Here is a 16,995-nt window from a genome sequence, read left to right as displayed (position 1 = left end):
ATGAGTGACAGCAACGAAGACAAGCCGGTTCTGGGCCGCAAGCCGCTGGGGATCAAGCGCACGGTCGAGTCCGGTCAGGTGCAGCAGCAGTTCAGCCATGGCCGCAAGAACACGGTCGTGGTTGAGGTGAAGCGGCGCCGCGTCCCCATGGGCAAGCCGGGCGAAAGCACCGGCGCTGCGCCCGCTGCTGCGCCTCAGGCCGACCCGACGCCGGCCGCGCCCGCAGCGCCGGCCGCACCCCGTCCCGCCGCGCCTGCGCCGCAGCAGCGCGCGCCGCAGCCTGCTCCGGTGCGCCAGACACCGCCGCAGAGCCTGATGTCGCGTCAGGAACTGCAGGCCAAGCTGCTGCGCGAGGCCGAGGAAGCCCGCATGACCGCGCTGGAAGATGCGCGCCGTCGTGAGGATGCTGCGCGCCTTGCCGCCAGCGAGGAAGAAAAGCGCCGCGCCGAGGAAAATCGTCAGGCGGCCGAAAATGCCGAAGTCGAAGCGGCCAAGGCCGTGGAAGCGGCCGAGCAGGCCAAGACCGCGGAAGCCGCCAAGCCGGCTGCGCCGGTCGAAGCGGCGGCGGCTCCTGCTGCTGCCGAACCCGTCGCTGCTGCGGCCCCGGCTGCGCCCGCCGCACCGGCCACGACCAGTTCGACCATGCCGCCGCCGCGTCGCTTTACGCCCGTGGCCCCGGTCAAGCGTCCCGAACCGGCCAAGCCGGATCGCACCAAGCGCAACGACGACAATCGTCGCCAGTCGGGCAAGCTCACCGTCACCAAGGCGCTGGCCGATGACGACAGCGCGCGTGCGCGCAGCCTCGCCGCGCTGAAGCGTGCCCGTGAAAAGGAACGCCGTGCCCATTATTCGGGCGGCAGCCAGCCGCGCGAAAAGCAGAGCCGCGACGTCGTGGTGCCCGAAAGCATCACCGTGCAGGAACTGGCCAACCGTATGGCCGAAAAGGGCGCGGACCTGGTCAAGGCGCTGTTCAAGATGGGCACGGCCGTCACGCTCAACCAGCCGATCGATCAGGATACGGCGGAGCTGCTGGTCGAGGAATTCGGCCACCGCATCCAGCGCGTGTCGGATGCCGACGTCGAAATCGGCATGGAAGGTGAGGTCGACGCGCCTGAAGCGCTGAAGCCGCGTGCCCCGGTCGTGACGATCATGGGCCATGTCGACCATGGCAAGACCTCGCTGCTCGACGCGCTGCGCGGGACCGATGTGGTCGCGGGCGAAAGCGGCGGCATCACCCAGCATATCGGCGCCTATCAGGTGACGACGAAGAAGGGTGACGTCATCACCTTCCTCGACACGCCGGGCCATGAGGCCTTCTCGGAAATGCGTGCCCGTGGCGCCAATGTCACCGACATCGTCATCCTGGTGGTGGCGGCCGATGACGGCCTGATGCCGCAGACGATCGAAGCCATCAACCACACCAAGGCCGCCGGCGTGCCGATGATCGTTGCGATCAACAAGTGCGACAAGCCCGAAGCCAATCCGCAGAAGGTGCGCGAGCGCCTGCTGAGCGAGGAAATCGTGGTCGAGGACATGGGCGGCGACGTCCAGGACGTCGAGGTTTCGGCGCTCAAGAAGACCGGCCTTGACGAACTGATCGAGAAGATCCTGCTCCAGGCAGAAGTCATGGAGCTGACCGCCAACCCCGATCGCGATGCCGAAGGCAATGTGATCGAGGCACAGCTCGACAAGGGCCGCGGCGCCGTCGCGACCGTCCTCGTCCGCAAGGGCACGCTGAAGATCGGCGACACCTTCGTCATCGGTTCGGAAAGCGGCAAGGTTCGCGCGATGATCAACGACAAGGGCCAGCAGGTTAAGGTCGCCGGTCCCTCGACCCCGGTCGAGATCCTGGGTCTTTCGGGCGTGCCGATGGCCGGTGACCAGCTCACCGTCGTCGAGAATGAAGCCCGCGCCCGCGAAGTCGCTGCCTATCGCCAGGAACAGGCGACCAAGAAGCGCACCACGGCTGCCCCCACCAGCTTCGAGCATATGTTCTCGGCGCTGAACACCAAGGTCATCGAATATCCGGTGGTGGTGAAGGGCGACGTGCAGGGTTCGGTCGAAGCGATCGTGTCGTCACTCAACAAGATCTCGACCGACGAGATCAAGGTCCGCATCCTGCATTCGGGCGTCGGTGCGATCACCGAGAGCGACGTTACCCTGGCTGCTGCCAGCCGCGCGCCGCTGATCGGCTTCAACGTGCGTCCCAATGCCAAGGCCCGTCAGCTCGCCGAGCGCGAGAAGATCAGCCTGCGCTATTATGACGTGATCTACGACCTGCTTGAGGAAGTTCGTGGCGAAATGGCTGGCCAGCTCGCCCCCGAACGGATCGAGACGATCGTCGGCCGCGCCGAGGTGCTGCAGGTCTTCCCGGCCGGCAAGAAGGACAAGGCGGCTGGTCTGCTCGTCCTCGACGGCATCATCCGCAAGGGGCTCAACGCGCGCCTCACCCGCGACGATGTCATCGTGTCGCGCACCCATATCGCGTCGCTGCGTCGCTTCAAGGACGATGTGTCCGAAGTGCGCGCCGGCATGGAATGCGGTGCGGTCCTGCAGGACACCAACGACATCAAGCCGGGCGATACGCTCGAACTGTTCGAAGTCGAAGAGCGCGCACGCACGCTGTAATCACGGCGAAGCATCTTCCTTTCGGGGAAGATTGGGGGTGGGTGCGATTGCGTGAGCAATCGCTTCCACCCTTTCGCTATTCGGCCGCGCCCGCTACGCTCACCATGCAACCCGCACCCGCCCAGCCAGGGCAGGGGAGTTTTGATTTATGTCCAACCAGTCCGAAGGCCCTTCCGTCCGCCTGCTCCGCGTGGGCGAACAGGTGCGTCATATCCTGTCCGAAATCCTGACGCGCGGTGACGTGCATGATGATGTGCTGGCCAAGCATGTCGTCAGCGTCACCGAAGTGCGCATGTCGCCCGACCTGCGTCACGCGACCATCTTCATCAAGGCGCTGCTGGGCAGGGACGAGGAAGCGGTGCTCAAGGCGCTGCGTACCAACACCGCCTATCTCCAGCGCGAAGTCGCCCATCGCATGGCGCTCAAATATGCGGCGAAGCTCAAATTCCTGTCGGACGAAAGCTTCGACGAGGGTAGCCATATCGACAAGCTGCTCCGCGACCCCAAGGTCGCCCGCGATCTGGAACAGGATGAAGGCGAAGATTGACTCATGACGCGGTAAGACGCATCTTACCGCTATGAACGCCAAGACCACCCTGTCGGCCAAGGGCCAGGTTGTCATCCCCAAGGATGTCCGCGATCAACTCGGACTCGCGCCAGGCCAGGTGCTCGATGTCGTGCCGATGGGCGGTGGTATATTGTTGAAGCCGCAGCAACAGAAGTCGGGTCGCAGCTTTGACGAGATTGTGGCCGGCATTCGGGCGCGGATCGCCTATGATGGTCGGCCCGTGACGATCGAGGAAATGAACGAGACGATTGCGGAGGGCTGGCGCAAGGCGGCCGAGGACAGCGATCGTTGAAGGCGATCGATACCAATATCCTCGCTCGGGCGCTGGTCCGGGATGATCTGCGGCAGGCCGAGATCGCCGACGCGCTGATCGCCGATGGCGTCTTCATTCCGCTCACCGTCATGCTGGAAACGGCCTGGCTTCTTGGCAGCCGCTATAAGGTCGGGCGCCTTGCCTTAGCCGATATTCTGTCCGAAATCATGGATTTGCCGGGAGTGACCGTTGAGCAGGGCGATGGGCTCGGCTGGGCGATCATGCAGTTTCGCGGCGGCGCCGACATTGCCGATGCCATTCATGTTCTCGGTGCCAACGGTGCCGATGCTTTCGTGACGTTTGACGGAGAGGTTTTCCGCAAGCTGGTCGATCCGCCCGTAGCCATCGAGGTTCCCGAATGAAGCGCTTCCTGTCCGTCCTGATGCTCGCCAGTGCCGTGATTGCCCCCGCCATCGCCCGTGAACCCGCCACCCATCCTGCCGTCACCACCGATCCGGCGCCCGACGCCGCCAACCCCGCGCGGATGGACGCGTTCGTCATTCCCTCGGGCGAAGGGGCGATGAATGCGGTCATGTATGTCGCGGCCGGCAGCGGGGTGCATCCGACCCTGCTGCTGCTCCACGGCTTTCCGGGCAATGAGCAGAATCTGGATCTGGCCCAGGCGGCGCGCCGCGCGGGCTGGAATGTCCTGACCCTCCATTATCGTGGGTCGTGGGGCAGCCCCGGCATCTTTTCCTTCACCAACGCGGCGGAGGATGCGTTCAACGCTTTGCTCTTCCTGGAGGAGGCATCGACCGTCGCCAAATATCGTATCGACACCAGCGCGATCGTGGTCGCCGGCCACAGCATGGGCGGCTTCATGGCGGCCGAGGCGGCGGCCGCCGAACCGCGCGTCGCCGGCCTGTTCCTGATCGATCCCTGGGATCCCGCTCAGACCGTGGCCTCGCTCGCCACGCCGCAGGGCGAGGCAGGATGGAAGGCCGAGGTGGCGGGCGACCTGCCGCCGCTGTCGGGCGCCAGCTATGAAAGCCTGACCGCCGAGATCAGGGGCGATGCGCAGAAGTTCGACCTCGGCCGCAAGCTGGTCGGCTATGGCCGTCGGCCGCTGACCATCATCGGCGCCGAACGCGGCATCGGCGCGATGGCGCGCAAGGTCGGGGCGGACGCCCAGTCGGCCAATCCCAACACCCGCCTGATGGTCTGGCCGACCGATCACAGCTTTTCCGACAAGCGGATCGCGCTCGCCGATGCGCTGGTGCGTTTCCTGGCTGGCGTTGCGCCCACGCTGCGCTAAAGCGCGGCCATGGCCAAGCTCTATTTCTATTATAGCTCGATGAATGCGGGCAAATCGACGACCCTGCTGCAATCGAGCTTCAACTATCAGGAGCGCGGCATGGCGACGATGCTGTGGACGGCGGCGGTCGACGACCGCTTCGGCCATGGCCGGATCGCCTCGCGCATCGGGCTGGAGGCGCAGGCGCATCTGTTCGAGCCGGGTGTCGACATGCTTGCCGCTATCGCCGCCCAGCATGAGGCGACGCCGCTCTCCTGCGTGCTGGTGGACGAGGCACAGTTCCTGACCCGCGATCAGGTCTGGCAACTCGCCGCGGTCAGCGACAGCCTCGGCATTCCCGTCCTCTGCTACGGCCTGCGCACCGATTTTCAGGGGGAATTGTTCGAGGGCAGCGCCCATCTGCTCGGCCTTGCCGACGCGCTGACCGAGATCAAGACGGTGTGCGACTGCGGCCGCAAGGCGACGATGAACCTGCGCGTCGATGCGTCGGGCCGGGCGATCCGTCAGGGCGCGCAGACCGAGATTGGCGGCAATGACCGTTATGTGGCGCTATGCCGTCGCCATTTTGTCGAGCAGATGCGCGGATGAGCCGGATGGACGATCTGCTGGCGCCGATCGAAGCGCCCGGCCTCCATCTGGAGCAACTGGCGCCCCATCATCGCGAAATGCTGCGTGCGATCTGCCCGGTCGACGACCCGGTGTGGGAAATTTATCCCGTGCGCTTCGCCGGGCCGGATTTCGACACCGCCTTCGACGCGACGTTGGCGAGCGGGGACCGCAATGCCTTCCTGATCCTGGCGGAGGACCAGCCCATCGGCATGTCGGGCTATCTCAATATTCATCCGGCCGACAATGCTCTGGAAATCGGCCTCACCTATATGGTGCCGGCCGCACGCGGCACCGGTCTTAACGGCCGGATCAAGCCGTTGCTGATCGGGCGGGCGCTGGCCTGTGGCTTCCATCGCATCGAATTTCGGGTCGATGCGCGCAACATCCGCTCGCAAAAGGCGGTGGAGAAGCTGGGCGCCGTGCGCGAGGGCGTGCTGCGCAAGCAGCGCGTCACCTGGACCGGCCATGTCCGCGACACGGTGATCTATTCGATCCTCGCCGACGAATGGGCTGTGCGCGCCGCCTGAGCTTCAGTCCAGCGAGCCAATCCAGTCGGGCAATTCGCCCAGCCGCTCCAGCTGGGTGTAGCGCGCCGCGGCGGTCGGCGGCTGCGCCCGTTCATGCGACCAGGCGCCCTCCTGCGGGATGAACGCGGCCCAGGCCCCGGCCTCCAGCGCCGGCAATATGTCCGACCGCATCGAATCGCCGGCCATCACCGCCTGTTCGGGTTCGATGCCATGGCGGGCGAACAGGGTGCGGAAGGTATCGACCTTCTTGTCGCTGACGATCTCGATCCCGGAAAACAGGTCGCCCAGGCCCGATGCCGCCAGCTTGCTTTCCTGATGCAGCAGGTCGCCTTTGGTCACCAGCACCAGCGGGCCGATATCCGCCAGTCGCTCCAGCGTGTCGGCCACCCCGTCGAACAGCTCGACCGGATGGGCCAGCAGGGCGCGGCCCGCGGCCAATATCTCCTGGATCATCGCGGTCGACAGCTGGTCGCCGGCCAGTTCCACCGCCGCCTCGATCATCGACAGGGTGAAGCCCTTGGCGCCATAGCCATAGAGCGGCAGGTTGCGGATTTCGCAGGCGATCAGCCGCTCGCGCGTGACATCGACATCGGCAAAAGGCTGCAACATGTCGGTCAGCGCGTCCTGGGTCGCGTTGAAATGGCGCATATTGTGCCACAGCGTGTCGTCGGCATCGAGGCAGATGAGCTTGATCGTCATGGCGCTGGAATAGCGGAGCGTGATGGGCAGCGAAATGCCCTTATTGGATGGATGTTCGGAAAGGACGATGGAAGGTGACATGTCCGGGCAGGGGGGGTAAGGGCCGCCGCCATGCACGGCTGGATCATCCTCGACAAACCCCATGGCCTTGGTTCGACCCAGGCGGTCAGCGCGGTCAAGCGCGCGCTGCGGACCCAGCGCGAGGTGCTGGGCGGCACGGAGAAGTCGAAGGTCGGCCATGGCGGCACGCTCGATCCGCTGGCGACCGGGGTGCTGCCGATCGCGATCGGCGAGGCGACCAAGCTTGCCGGCCGAATGCTCGACAGCGACAAGATCTACGACTTCACCATCGCCTTTGGCGCACAGACCGACACGCTCGACCTGGAGGGCAAGGTCATCGCGCAAAGCGATGTGCGCCCGACGCTGGCGCAACTGGAGGCGGTGCTGCCGCGCTTCACTGGCGGAATCGAACAGGCGCCGCCGGCCTATAGCGCGATCCTGATCGACGGCCAGCGCGCCTATGACCTCGCCCGCAAGGGGGAGGAGGTGGAGATGAAGACGCGATCGGTGACGATCCATGCGCTGACCCCCGTTCGGTTCGAGCTTGTCGAGAACGATGCGCAAGGGTTCTCGACAGGCTCGAACCGAACGGATGAGGGGGCGCTTGCCTCCGTCACACTCACCGCCCATGTCTCCAAGGGCACCTATATCCGCTCCCTCGCCCGCGACATCGCGCTGGCGCTCGGCACGGTCGGCCATGTCACCATGTTGCGGCGGATCAAGGCCGGGCCGTTCACCCTGGAAACCGCGATTTCGCTGGACAAACTGGACGAAGCTGCTAGGGGCGGCGACATCGGCGAGCTTATGCTCCCGTTGACGGCAGGGCTGGACGATATCCCGGCTCTTGCAGTCTCTCCCGACGAAGCATTGGCACTCCGACAGGGGAAGATGCTTTCGGGACGTGATGCTGCCACCGGCCTTCATCTGGCGACCGACGGGTTCATGCCCGTGGCGTTGGTTGAAATAGAGGACGGAAATGTCCGGGTGGTGCGCGGATTTAACCTGATGTCGAAGGAAGAAGACTAGATGACGATCACTGCCGAGCGCAAGGAAGCGCTTATCAAGGAACATGCCCGCGTTGAGGGTGATACCGGTTCGCCGGAAGTTCAGGTCGCGATCCTGACCGAGCGCATCACGAACCTGACCGAGCATTTCAAGGGTCATCACAAGGATAACCACAGCCGTCGCGGCCTGCTGATGCTGGTCAACAAGCGCCGTTCGCTGCTGGACTATCTGAAGAAGAAGGATGCGGCACGCTACGGCGACCTCATCGCCAAGCTGGGCCTGCGCAAGTAAGCCTGCTACAAAGGGACGGCCCCATTCGGGGCCGTTTCCGATTCTAACGGACATTCCTTTTTTCAGGATGTCATCCGGGACGGGCGCAATCCGGCGACCCGTTTCGTCCAAGGGGCCACACGATGCCCCACAACCGCCGCGGACCGGCTTTGTCCGCATATGAGGCCCCGCCCGGCAATAGGGCCAGGTGGGCAAAGGAACATATATGTTCGATGTAAAGAAAGTTTCGATCGAGCTGGCCGGCAAGACGCTGACCCTCGAAACCGGCCGGATCGCGCGTCAGGCCGACGCCGCCGTGCTGGCAACCCATGGCGAAACCGTGGTGCTGTGCGCCGTGACCGCCGCCAAGTCGGTGAAGGAAGGCCAGGACTTCTTCCCGCTGACCGTCCACTATCAGGAAAAATATTCGGCCGCCGGCCGCATTCCGGGTGGTTTCTTCAAGCGTGAGCGTGGCGCCACCGAGAAGGAAACCCTGGTTTCGCGCCTGATCGACCGTCCGATCCGTCCGCTCTTCCCCGAAGGCTTCTACAACGAAATCAACGTCATCGCCCAGGTGCTGTCGTTCGATGGCGAGAGCGAGCCCGACATCGTCGCGATGATCGCCGCCTCGGCTGCCCTGACCCTGTCGGGCGTGCCCTTCATGGGCCCGATCGGCGCGGCCCGCGTCGGTTACAAGGATGGCGAATATCAGCTGAACCCGAGCCTTGACGAAGTGAAGACCGGCGAACTCGACCTGGTCGTCGCCGCCACCGGCAACGCCGTGATGATGGTCGAATCCGAAGCCAAGGAACTGTCGGAAGACGTCATGCTGGGCGCCGTCCTGTTCGCCCATGAAGCGAGCAAGAAGGTTGCCGACGCGATCATCCAGCTGGCCGAGAAGGCCGCCAAGGATCCGTGGGAAATCGCCAAGGGCGACGATCTGGGCGCGCTCAAGACCAAGCTCAAGGATCTGATCGGTGGCGACATCGCCGCTGCCTACAAGCTGACCGACAAGTCGGCCCGCTCGAACGCCCTGAACGAAGCCCGCGCCAAGGCGAAGGCCAGCTTCGCGGCCGACGGCCTCGACGCCCAGACGGTGATGGCCGGCATCAAGCTGACCAAGAAGCTGGAAGCCGAAATCGTCCGCACCGCCATCCTGAAGGACGGCGCGCGCATCGACGGTCGCACCACCACCCAGATCCGTCCGATCGAGGCGATGGTCGGCTTCCTGCCGCGCACCCATGGTTCGGCCCTGTTCACCCGTGGCGAGACGCAGGCGATCTGCACCACCACGCTGGGCACCAAGGACGCCGAGCAGATGATCGACGGCCTGACCGGCCTGCACTATGAAAACTTCATGCTGCACTACAACTTCCCGCCCTATTCGGTCGGTGAAGTGGGTCGCTTCGGTGCGCCGGGTCGTCGTGAAGTCGGCCATGGCAAGCTCGCCTGGCGCGCGCTGCACCCGGTGCTGCCGACCAAGGACGAATTCCCCTACACCATCCGCGTTCTCTCGGACATCACCGAGTCGAACGGTTCCTCGTCGATGGCCACCGTCTGCGGCGGTTCGCTCTCGATGATGGATGCGGGCGTTCCGTTGAAGCGTCCGGTGTCGGGCATCGCCATGGGCCTGATCCTGGAAGGCAGCGATTTCGCCGTCATCTCGGACATCCTGGGTGACGAAGATCATCTCGGCGACATGGACTTCAAGGTGGCCGGTACGGAAAACGGCATCACCACCATGCAGATGGACATCAAGGTTGCCGGCATCACGCAGGAAATCTTCGAGACCGCCCTGCGTCAGGCCAAGGAAGGTCGCGCCCACATCCTGGGTGAGATGAACAAGGCCCTGTCCTCGACCCGCACCGAGCTGTCGGCCCATGCCCCGCGCATCGAGACGATCCAGATCGACAAGTCGAAGATCCGTGACGTCATCGGCACCGGCGGCAAGGTCATTCGCGAGATCGTCGCGGAAACCGGCGCCAAGGTCGACATCGACGACGAAGGCATCATCAAGATCAGCTCGTCCGACATCGACCAGATCGAGGCCGCCAAGAAGTGGATTCTCGGCATCGTCGAGGAAGCCGAAGTCGGCAAGGTCTACACCGGCAAGGTCGTCAACATCGTCGACTTCGGTGCGTTCGTGAACTTCATGGGTGGCAAGGACGGTCTCGTTCACGTCTCCGAAATGAAGAATGAGCGCGTCGAGAAGCCGACCGACGTCGTGTCGGAAGGCCAGGAAGTGAAGGTCAAGGTTCTCGAGATCGACCCGCGCGGCAAGGTTCGCCTGTCGATGCGCGTCGTCGACCAGGAAACCGGCGAAGAACTGGAAGACACCCGTCCGGCTCGCGAACCGCGCGAACCCCGTGGTGATCGCGGCGACCGTGGCGACCGTGGCCGTGGCCCGCGTCGTGACGGCGGCGATCGTGGTGGTCGCGGTGGCGATCGCGGCGGCGACCGTGGCCCGCGCCGAGACCGTGGCCCGCGCAGCGAAGGCAAGGGTGATGATGACGGCTCCAACGCCGGTCTGCCCGACTTCCTGACCCAGGACTGATCGGCAGCATCATCGCTGACTAGAAAATGGGGCGTCCGGTTCGACCGGGCGCCCTTTTTCGTGCCAAATCCCGTCAGGGCTGATTTCGATCAAGGCATGGCTGTTGGCATCTGATACGGTCGCGTCACGGTTCCGGGGGAATGTCCATGCAACGGAGGAATGAGCGGTTTGTCGAGCGCCTGCCGCTCGTGCTTCCAAGGCCGGCCTATGGCTATGGCCTGAGCCTGCTGCTCTGCCTGCTCGCCTGGCTCGCGCGCATCGCTGCCGAAACGCTGCTGCCGGTCGGCTATCCTTTCGTCACCTTCTTCCCGGCGGTGATCCTCTCCTCCTTCCTGTTCGGGGTGCGGCCGGGCATCTTCGCCGCCATCGTTGGTGGCCTGCTGTCCTGGTATTGCTTCATCCCGCCGGTCTACACGCTGGTTTTCAACCCCGGCGTCGCCATGGCGCTGATCTTCTACGCCATGGTCGTGGCCGTCGATATATTGCTGATCCACTTCATGCAGCGCGCCAATTTCAACCTGGCGATCGAGCGGGAGCGCAGCCGTGCCCTGGCCGAGAATCGGGAATTATTGTTCAACGAACTCCAGCATCGTGTGTCGAACAATCTGCAGGTGGTGGCCGCGATGTTGTCGCTGCAACGGCGCCAGGTCGACAATGACGTCGCCCGCCGTGCGCTGGACGATGCCGCCGCGCGCCTGTCGCTGATCGGCAAGATCAGCCGTGCCCTTTATGATCCGTCGGGGCAGGGGCAGGATCTGCGCACCTTCATGGTCATGCTCTGCGCCGATATCGTCGATGCGTTCGGCCGCACCGACATCGACTGCACCATTTGTGCGCCCGATGGCCTGTCGCTGGAGCCCGATGTCATCGTGCCGCTGGCGCTGATCGTGGCGGAATCGGTCAGCAACGCGATCGAACATGGCCTGCCCGATCGCGCGGGGCGGGTGGCGGTGACGCTGGAACAGCAGGGGGATGGCGCGCTCCACCTGCGCATCGTCGACGACGGGCGCGGACTTCCGGACGGGACCATGCCTGATGGACCCACCAGCATCGGCCTGCGCATCGCCGTCGCGCTGGCGCAGCAACTGGGCGGCAGTTTCCGGCTGGAACCCGCGCCGGATGGCGGCGCGATGGCCTGTCTCGACCTGCCGCAACACACGCGCTGACACGGCTCGACGTTCTGCAACATTCTGGCGCTTGGCGACGGCGATCCGCTCGGCTATGACCCGGCGCATGCTGACGAAAACCCTGACGCGCATCGGCGCGGCCACCACTCTGGTCCTGATCGCCTCGCCTGTGCTGACCGGCTGCTCCACATCGAAGAACAAGGCCGACACCCTCTATGTCGCCCGCGACGTGTCGACCCTCTACAACAGCGGCAAGGCGCGCCTTGATCGCGGCCAGTACAAGCTCGCTGCCGCGTTGTTCGATGAGGTCGAGCGCCAGCATCCCTATTCGCCCTGGGCGCGCCGTGCGCAGCTCATGTCGGCGTTCAGCTATTATATGAACCGCGATTATCCGGAATCGATCGCGGCCTCGCAGCGCTTTCTGTCGATCCACACCGGCAACAAGGACGCGCCCTACGCTTATTATCTGATCGCGCTCTGCTATTATGAGCAGATTGCCGACGTCACCCGCGACCAGAAGATCACGCAGCAGGCAATGGATTCGCTGGGCGAACTGATCCGCCGCTATCCTGACACCCGCTATGCCGCCGACGCCCGCCTGAAGGTCGACCTGGTGAATGATCACCTCGCCGGCAAGGAAATGGAGCTGGGCCGCTTCTACCAGCGCCGGGGCCAGTGGCTGGCCGCCACGCTGCGTTTCCGTACCGTGGTCGACAAATATCAGACCACCACCCACACGCCCGAAGCGCTGGAGCGTCTGGTCGAATCCTATCTCTCGCTCGGCATTCCGGTCGAAGCGCAGAAGGCCGCCGCCGTGCTGGGCCGCAACTATCCCGGCACCAAATGGTATGAGCGCAGCTACAAGCTGATGCAGCAGCATCCGGTCAAGAGCTGAAGGCCCGCGCTTTATTTGTTCCCCTTTTGTGCGATGGCAGGTAGACAGGCGCCATGCTGACCTCGCTTGCCATCCGCAATGTCGTGCTGATCGAGGCGCTGGACCTGGAGTTCGGCGCCGGCCTGTCCGTCCTCACCGGTGAAACCGGCGCGGGCAAGTCGATCCTGCTCGATTCGCTTGGGCTGGCGCTCGGCGCCCGCGCCGATAGCGGCCTTGTCCGGGCAGGGGAGGCGCAGGCCAGCGTCACCGCCAGCTTCGATCCGCCGCCCGCCGGCCATCGCGCCGCGCAGCTGCTGGCCGACAATGGCATCGAGATCGATCCGGGTGAACCGCTGCTGATCCGCCGCACGGTCAAGGCGGACGGCGGCAGCCGCGCCTTCATCAACGACCAGGCTTGTTCCGCGGCGCTGCTGCGCGACCTGGGCGGCGCGCTGGTCGAGATCCACGGCCAGCATGATGATCGCGGCCTGCTCAACGCCCGTGGCCACCGCGCCTTGCTCGACACCTATGGCCGCTGCGAGGCGGAGGCTGTCGCAACCGCTTACACCGCCTGGCGCGCCGCCGCTGCCGATCTGGCGCAGGCGCGCGAGACCGTCGCCAATGCCGCACGCGATCGCGACTATCTCGACCATGCCGTCGCCGAACTGTCGAAATTCGCGCCCGAAGCCGGCGAGGAAGCGACTTTGGCGGAGGAACGCGCGACCATGCAGAAGGGCGCGCGCCTGTCCGATGACCTGTCCGCCGTCACCGATTGCCTGACCGGCTCCGACGGCGGCCTGGCCCAGTTGCGCCAGGCGGCCCGTCGGCTCGACCGGATCGCGGGCGAATATGAACCGCTCTCCGCCGTGCTGGAGGCACTGGACCGCGCCGTGATCGAAGCGGGCGAGGCGGAGGACAAGCTCGCCGAGGCGGCCGAGGCGCTGAGCTTCGACCCCGCCCGGCTGGATGCGATCGAGACCCGGCTGTTCGACCTGCGCGGCCTGGCCCGCAAGCATCAGGTCGCGCCCGACGATCTCGCCGCGCTGCGCGACGAGATGGCCGCGCGCCTCGCCGCGATCGAGGGGGGCGAGGAGCATATCGCCGCGTTGGAAGCCGATGTCGCGAAAAAGGCCGACGCCTATCGCGCCGCCGCCCAGGCGCTGTCGGCCGAGCGCCAGCTTGCCGCCGGCCGGCTCGACGCCGCGGTCGCGGGCGAACTGGCGCCGTTGAAGCTGGACGCCGCCCGCTTCCGTACCGTCGTCGCGCGGCAGGACGAGGCGCAATGGAGCGGCGCCGGCATGGACCGGGTCGAGTTCGAGATTTCGACCAATCCCGGCGCGCCCTTCGCGCCGCTCGCCAAGATCGCCTCGGGCGGCGAACTCTCCCGTTTCATCCTCGCGCTCAAGGTCGCGCTGGCGGAGCAGGGCGGGGCCGACACCTTGATCTTCGACGAGATCGACCGGGGCGTCGGCGGGGCGGTGGCCGATGCGATCGGTGAGCGCTTGTCGCGCCTGGCGCAGAGCAACCAGATCCTCGTCGTCACCCACAGCCCCCAGGTCGCGGCGCGCGGTGCCGGCCATATGCTGATCGCCAAGTCGAGCGACGGCACGGTGACGCGCACCGGCGTCCACGCGCTCAGCGATGGCGAACGCCGCGAGGAAATCGCCCGCATGCTCTCCGGCGCGGAAATTACCGCCGAAGCGCGGGCACAGGCGGAACGGCTGCTGGAACGGGCGTAAGACATTTCGTCATTGCGAGGATAGGATAGCCGCATGACCCATAATCGCAGAGACATGCTCGGCCTCACCGCCGCGACCCTGGCCGCAACTGCCATTCCCGCCGCCGCGCAGGAGGCAAAGCCGCGCTACGGCCTGATCGGCCAGATGCTCAGCACCCCCGGCAAGCGCGATGAACTGGTCGGCTATCTCAAGGAGGCGATCGGCGCGATGCCCGGCTGTCTTTCCTATGTGGTCGCGCTCGACACCGCCAATCCCGACGCGCTCTGGATCACCGAAGTGTGGGACAGCCGCGAAAGCCACGCCGCTTCGCTCAAACTCCCTGCCGTCCGCGCCGCCATCGCCAAGGCCCGCCCGATCATCGCCGGCTTCCCCCAGCATTTCGAAACCGTGCCGGTAGCGGGGGTATAAGATGGAAATGATGTGGTTGTCCGTGGTGGCGCTCTTGTTCGCTGCGTTGGTCTTGCTGGCCCGGTCCTATGTCGATTTCCGAAGGAAGGAATATCTCTGGGCCGGGATCTGCCTTGCCGGAGCCCTGGCCATTTTATGCGCGCCGATCCAAAGTCACGCCGTAAAAATCGACCTTCCTCAAACGAGCGAGCGATAGCGGCCTTTCTGGCCGGCAAGTGGTTCGCTAAGGCATCCCCATGACCGACCCCGCCAGCCTCCCCGAAGCCGAAGCCGCCAACCGCCTGATGCGCCTTGCCAGGGAGGTGGCGAAGCATAACCGCCTCTATCATGACCAGGACGCGCCCGAGATCAGCGACGCGGACTATGACGCGCTGATCCGCGAGAACAACGCGCTCGAAGCGGCCTTCCCGCACCTGATCCGCGCCGACTCGCCCAATGCACAGGTCGGCGCCGCCGCCACCTCGGCGCTGAAGAAGGTGCCCCACGCCGTTCGCATGATGAGCCTCGACAATGGCTTTGCCGACGAGGATATCGCCGAGTTCGCCGCCCGCGTCCGCCGCTTCCTGGCGCTGGCCGAAGACGCGCCGGTGGCGATGACCGCCGAACCGAAGATCGATGGCCTGTCCTGTTCGCTGCGCTATGAGCAGGGCGAACTGGTGCTGGCCGCGACCCGCGGCGACGGCACCACCGGCGAGGATGTGACCGCCAATGTCCGCACCATCGCCGACATCCCTGAGCGGCTGACAGGCGAAGCCATACCCGACCTGTTCGAGGTGCGGGGCGAGGTCTATATGGCCAAGGCGGATTTCGTCGCCCTCAACCAGCGCCTGCTGGACGAGGCGGAGGATGCCGACAAGGCGCGCCAGTTCGCCAATCCGCGCAACGCCGCCGCCGGATCGCTGCGCCAGAAGGACGCCAGCGTCACCGCCAGCCGCCCGTTGCGCTTCCTCGCCCATGGCTGGGGCGCCCACAGCGCGCTGCCCGCCGACACCCAGTTGGGCGTGATGCGGGCGATCGCGAGCTGGGGCCTGCCCGTGTCCGACATGCTGGTCTGCGTCGACAGTATCGACGCGATCCTGGCCCATTATCGCGCGATCGAGCGCGCCCGTGCCGACCTGCCCTTCGACATTGACGGCGTCGTCTACAAGGTCGACCGGCTCGACTGGCAGCAGCGGCTTGGCTTCGTGGCCAAGGCGCCGCGCTGGGCGATCGCGCATAAATTCCCGGCCGAACGCGCCCAGACCACGCTGGAGGCGATCGACATCCAGGTCGGCCGCACCGGCAAGCTGACCCCGGTCGGGCGCCTGACCCCGGTGACGGTCGGCGGCGTCGTCGTCTCCAACGTCACGCTCCACAATGCCGACGAGATCGAACGGCTGGGCGTGCGGCCGGGCGACCGCATCGTCGTCCAGCGCGCCGGCGACGTCATCCCGCAGGTGGTCGACAATCTCACCCGCGATGAAGTCCGCGAACCCTTTCCTTTTCCCACCCACTGTCCGGTCTGTGGATCGGAAGCGGTGCGTGAGGAGGAGGAAGTCGATTATCGCTGCACCGGCGGCCTGATCTGCGCCGCCCAGCGGTTCGAGCGGCTGCGTCATTTCGTCAGCCGCGCCGCGCTCGATATCGAGGGGCTGGGCGAAAAGACGATCGAGGAATTTCTCGACCTGGGCTGGATCAAGGAGCCGGCCGACATTTTCCGCCTGCGCACCCATGCCGGCGAACTGCTGGGGCGTGAGGGCTGGAAGGAAAAGTCGGTCGACAACCTCCTCGCCGCGATCGAGGCGAAGCGCGCGCCCGACGCCGCCAAGCTGCTCTTCGGCCTCGGCATCCGCCATGTCGGCGCCGTCACCGCGCGCGATCTGCTCAAGCGCTACACCACGCTCCCCGCGCTCCGCACCCTGGCCGACGAGATCATTGCCCTGCGCGATCAGGCCTATGAGACCCAGGCCAAGAAGGACAAGGCGATCGCCGAGCATATCGGGGTCGAGAATGTCGGCGCCGCCGTCGGCCATGCGCTCGCCGATTTCTTCCACGAGCCCCATAATGTCGAGGCATGGGATGATCTGCTGCGCGAAGTGACGCCGCCGCCTTATGTGGTCGAAACCACCGCCAGCGCCGTCACCGGCAAGATCGTCGTCTTCACCGGCAAACTGGAAACCATGAGCCGCGACGAGGCCAAGGCACAGGCCGAACGGCTGGGCGCCAAGGCGGCGGGATCGGTCAGCGCCAAGACCGACCTGGTCGTTGCCGGCCCCGGCGCCGGATCGAAGCTCAAGCAGGCGAGCGCGCTCGGCATCGCGGTGATTAGCGAAGAAGCATGGGCTGACATCGTCAAGGCGGCAGGCTAAGGGGCGATCAT

17 protein-coding genes are annotated in these 16,995 nt (G+C 65.5%); 16 read left to right on the top strand and 1 reads right to left on the bottom strand.

From position 1 onward, the window contains the following. From infB to GGQ90_RS09545, 7 genes are all read left to right on the top strand, one after another. Positions 1-2,628 carry a translation initiation factor IF-2 gene (infB, locus tag GGQ90_RS09575; RefSeq protein ID WP_188081948.1) on the top strand — a complete coding sequence of 876 codons (2,628 nt, stop codon included), beginning with the start codon at positions 1-3 and terminating at the stop codon, positions 2,626-2,628. A gap of 148 nt (positions 2,629-2,776) precedes the next feature. Next, positions 2,777-3,175 carry a 30S ribosome-binding factor RbfA gene (gene rbfA / locus GGQ90_RS09570; RefSeq protein WP_188081947.1) on the top strand — a complete coding sequence of 133 codons (399 nt, stop codon included), beginning with the start codon at positions 2,777-2,779 and terminating at the stop codon, positions 3,173-3,175. Between the two features lie 31 nt (positions 3,176-3,206). Beyond that, positions 3,207-3,488 carry an AbrB/MazE/SpoVT family DNA-binding domain-containing protein gene (locus GGQ90_RS09565; RefSeq protein ID WP_188081946.1) on the top strand — a complete coding sequence of 94 codons (282 nt, stop codon included), beginning with the start codon at positions 3,207-3,209 and terminating at the stop codon, positions 3,486-3,488. Continuing rightward, on the top strand, positions 3,485-3,871 hold the full coding sequence (locus tag GGQ90_RS09560; protein ID WP_188081945.1) for a type II toxin-antitoxin system VapC family toxin: 387 nt from the start codon (positions 3,485-3,487) through the stop codon (positions 3,869-3,871). The genes GGQ90_RS09565 and GGQ90_RS09560 overlap by 4 nt, the downstream gene beginning before the upstream one ends. After that, complete coding sequence (locus tag GGQ90_RS09555) at positions 3,868-4,764, top strand: alpha/beta hydrolase family protein (protein ID WP_188081944.1); 897 nt, start codon at positions 3,868-3,870, stop codon at positions 4,762-4,764. Before GGQ90_RS09560 ends, GGQ90_RS09555 begins: the two co-directional genes overlap by 4 nt. A 9-nt stretch (positions 4,765-4,773) precedes the next feature. After that, positions 4,774-5,352, top strand: a complete 579-nt coding sequence (locus GGQ90_RS09550; RefSeq protein WP_188081943.1) for a thymidine kinase — start codon at positions 4,774-4,776, stop codon at positions 5,350-5,352. Beyond that, entirely contained in the window at positions 5,349-5,900 is a 552-nt protein-coding gene (locus tag GGQ90_RS09545; RefSeq protein WP_188081942.1) for a GNAT family N-acetyltransferase, read from the top strand. Before GGQ90_RS09550 ends, GGQ90_RS09545 begins: the two co-directional genes overlap by 4 nt. A gap of 3 nt (positions 5,901-5,903) precedes the next feature. Here the strand turns inward: GGQ90_RS09545 and GGQ90_RS09540 are convergent, their stop codons facing one another. Then, complete coding sequence (locus GGQ90_RS09540) at positions 5,904-6,599, bottom strand: HAD family hydrolase (protein ID WP_188082114.1); 696 nt, start codon at positions 6,597-6,599, stop codon at positions 5,904-5,906. Positions 6,600-6,710: 111 nt separating this feature from the next. Here GGQ90_RS09540 and truB point away from each other — a divergent pair, with 111 nt between their 5' ends. From truB to ligA, 9 genes are all read left to right on the top strand, one after another. Further along, a complete protein-coding gene (gene truB / locus GGQ90_RS09535; RefSeq protein WP_188081941.1) occupies positions 6,711-7,685 on the top strand; it encodes a tRNA pseudouridine(55) synthase TruB in 975 nt (324 codons plus the stop codon). After that, positions 7,686-7,955, top strand: a complete 270-nt coding sequence (gene rpsO, locus GGQ90_RS09530; RefSeq protein WP_188081940.1) for a 30S ribosomal protein S15 — start codon at positions 7,686-7,688, stop codon at positions 7,953-7,955. A gap of 205 nt (positions 7,956-8,160) precedes the next feature. Further along, on the top strand, positions 8,161-10,488 hold the full coding sequence (pnp, locus tag GGQ90_RS09525; RefSeq protein WP_188081939.1) for a polyribonucleotide nucleotidyltransferase: 2,328 nt from the start codon (positions 8,161-8,163) through the stop codon (positions 10,486-10,488). Positions 10,489-10,634: 146 nt separating this feature from the next. Beyond that, positions 10,635-11,654 (top strand): sensor histidine kinase, encoded by a 1,020-nt coding sequence (locus tag GGQ90_RS09520; RefSeq protein WP_188081938.1) that lies wholly within the window; start codon positions 10,635-10,637, stop codon positions 11,652-11,654. A 67-nt stretch (positions 11,655-11,721) separates the two neighbouring features. Continuing rightward, complete coding sequence (locus GGQ90_RS09515) at positions 11,722-12,510, top strand: outer membrane protein assembly factor BamD (protein ID WP_188081937.1); 789 nt, start codon at positions 11,722-11,724, stop codon at positions 12,508-12,510. Positions 12,511-12,563: 53 nt separating this feature from the next. Beyond that, on the top strand, positions 12,564-14,228 hold the full coding sequence (recN, locus tag GGQ90_RS09510; RefSeq protein ID WP_188081936.1) for a DNA repair protein RecN: 1,665 nt from the start codon (positions 12,564-12,566) through the stop codon (positions 14,226-14,228). Positions 14,229-14,261: 33 nt separating this feature from the next. Continuing rightward, positions 14,262-14,636, top strand: coding sequence for a putative quinol monooxygenase (locus tag GGQ90_RS09505; RefSeq protein WP_188081935.1), 375 nt, complete (start codon positions 14,262-14,264; stop codon positions 14,634-14,636). Position 14,637: 1 nt separating this feature from the next. Further along, positions 14,638-14,832 (top strand): hypothetical protein, encoded by a 195-nt coding sequence (locus GGQ90_RS09500; RefSeq protein WP_188081934.1) that lies wholly within the window; start codon positions 14,638-14,640, stop codon positions 14,830-14,832. Between the two features lie 40 nt (positions 14,833-14,872). Continuing rightward, positions 14,873-16,984, top strand: a complete 2,112-nt coding sequence (gene ligA, locus GGQ90_RS09495) for an NAD-dependent DNA ligase LigA (protein WP_188081933.1) — start codon at positions 14,873-14,875, stop codon at positions 16,982-16,984. Positions 16,985-16,995: the final 11 nt, after the last annotated feature.

This window comes from Sphingobium scionense (assembly GCF_014197035.1).
GTDB lineage: Bacteria > Pseudomonadota > Alphaproteobacteria > Sphingomonadales > Sphingomonadaceae > Sphingobium > Sphingobium scionense.
The sequence above is the reverse complement of the archived record's forward strand: the minus strand, read 5'-3'. Positions and strand labels throughout refer to the sequence as shown.

Bases quoted from the DNA above. Each gene is read 5' to 3' on its own strand.
- infB (WP_188081948.1), top strand. From the start codon at position 1: ATGAGTGACAGCAACGAAGACAAGCCGGTTCTGGGCCGCAAGCCGCTG.
- rbfA (WP_188081947.1), top strand. From the start codon at position 2,777: ATGTCCAACCAGTCCGAAGGCCCTTCCGTCCGCCTGCTCCGCGTGGGC.
- GGQ90_RS09565 (WP_188081946.1), top strand. From the start codon at position 3,207: ATGAACGCCAAGACCACCCTGTCGGCCAAGGGCCAGGTTGTCATCCCC.
- GGQ90_RS09555 (WP_188081944.1), top strand. From the start codon at position 3,868: ATGAAGCGCTTCCTGTCCGTCCTGATGCTCGCCAGTGCCGTGATTGCC.
- GGQ90_RS09550 (WP_188081943.1), top strand. From the start codon at position 4,774: ATGGCCAAGCTCTATTTCTATTATAGCTCGATGAATGCGGGCAAATCG.
- GGQ90_RS09545 (WP_188081942.1), top strand. From the start codon at position 5,349: ATGAGCCGGATGGACGATCTGCTGGCGCCGATCGAAGCGCCCGGCCTC.
- GGQ90_RS09540 (WP_188082114.1), bottom strand. From the start codon at position 6,599: ATGACGATCAAGCTCATCTGCCTCGATGCCGACGACACGCTGTGGCAC.
- truB (WP_188081941.1), top strand. From the start codon at position 6,711: ATGCACGGCTGGATCATCCTCGACAAACCCCATGGCCTTGGTTCGACC.
- rpsO (WP_188081940.1), top strand. From the start codon at position 7,686: ATGACGATCACTGCCGAGCGCAAGGAAGCGCTTATCAAGGAACATGCC.
- pnp (WP_188081939.1), top strand. From the start codon at position 8,161: ATGTTCGATGTAAAGAAAGTTTCGATCGAGCTGGCCGGCAAGACGCTG.
- GGQ90_RS09520 (WP_188081938.1), top strand. From the start codon at position 10,635: ATGCAACGGAGGAATGAGCGGTTTGTCGAGCGCCTGCCGCTCGTGCTT.
- GGQ90_RS09515 (WP_188081937.1), top strand. From the start codon at position 11,722: ATGCTGACGAAAACCCTGACGCGCATCGGCGCGGCCACCACTCTGGTC.
- recN (WP_188081936.1), top strand. From the start codon at position 12,564: ATGCTGACCTCGCTTGCCATCCGCAATGTCGTGCTGATCGAGGCGCTG.
- GGQ90_RS09505 (WP_188081935.1), top strand. From the start codon at position 14,262: ATGACCCATAATCGCAGAGACATGCTCGGCCTCACCGCCGCGACCCTG.
- GGQ90_RS09500 (WP_188081934.1), top strand. From the start codon at position 14,638: ATGGAAATGATGTGGTTGTCCGTGGTGGCGCTCTTGTTCGCTGCGTTG.
- ligA (WP_188081933.1), top strand. From the start codon at position 14,873: ATGACCGACCCCGCCAGCCTCCCCGAAGCCGAAGCCGCCAACCGCCTG.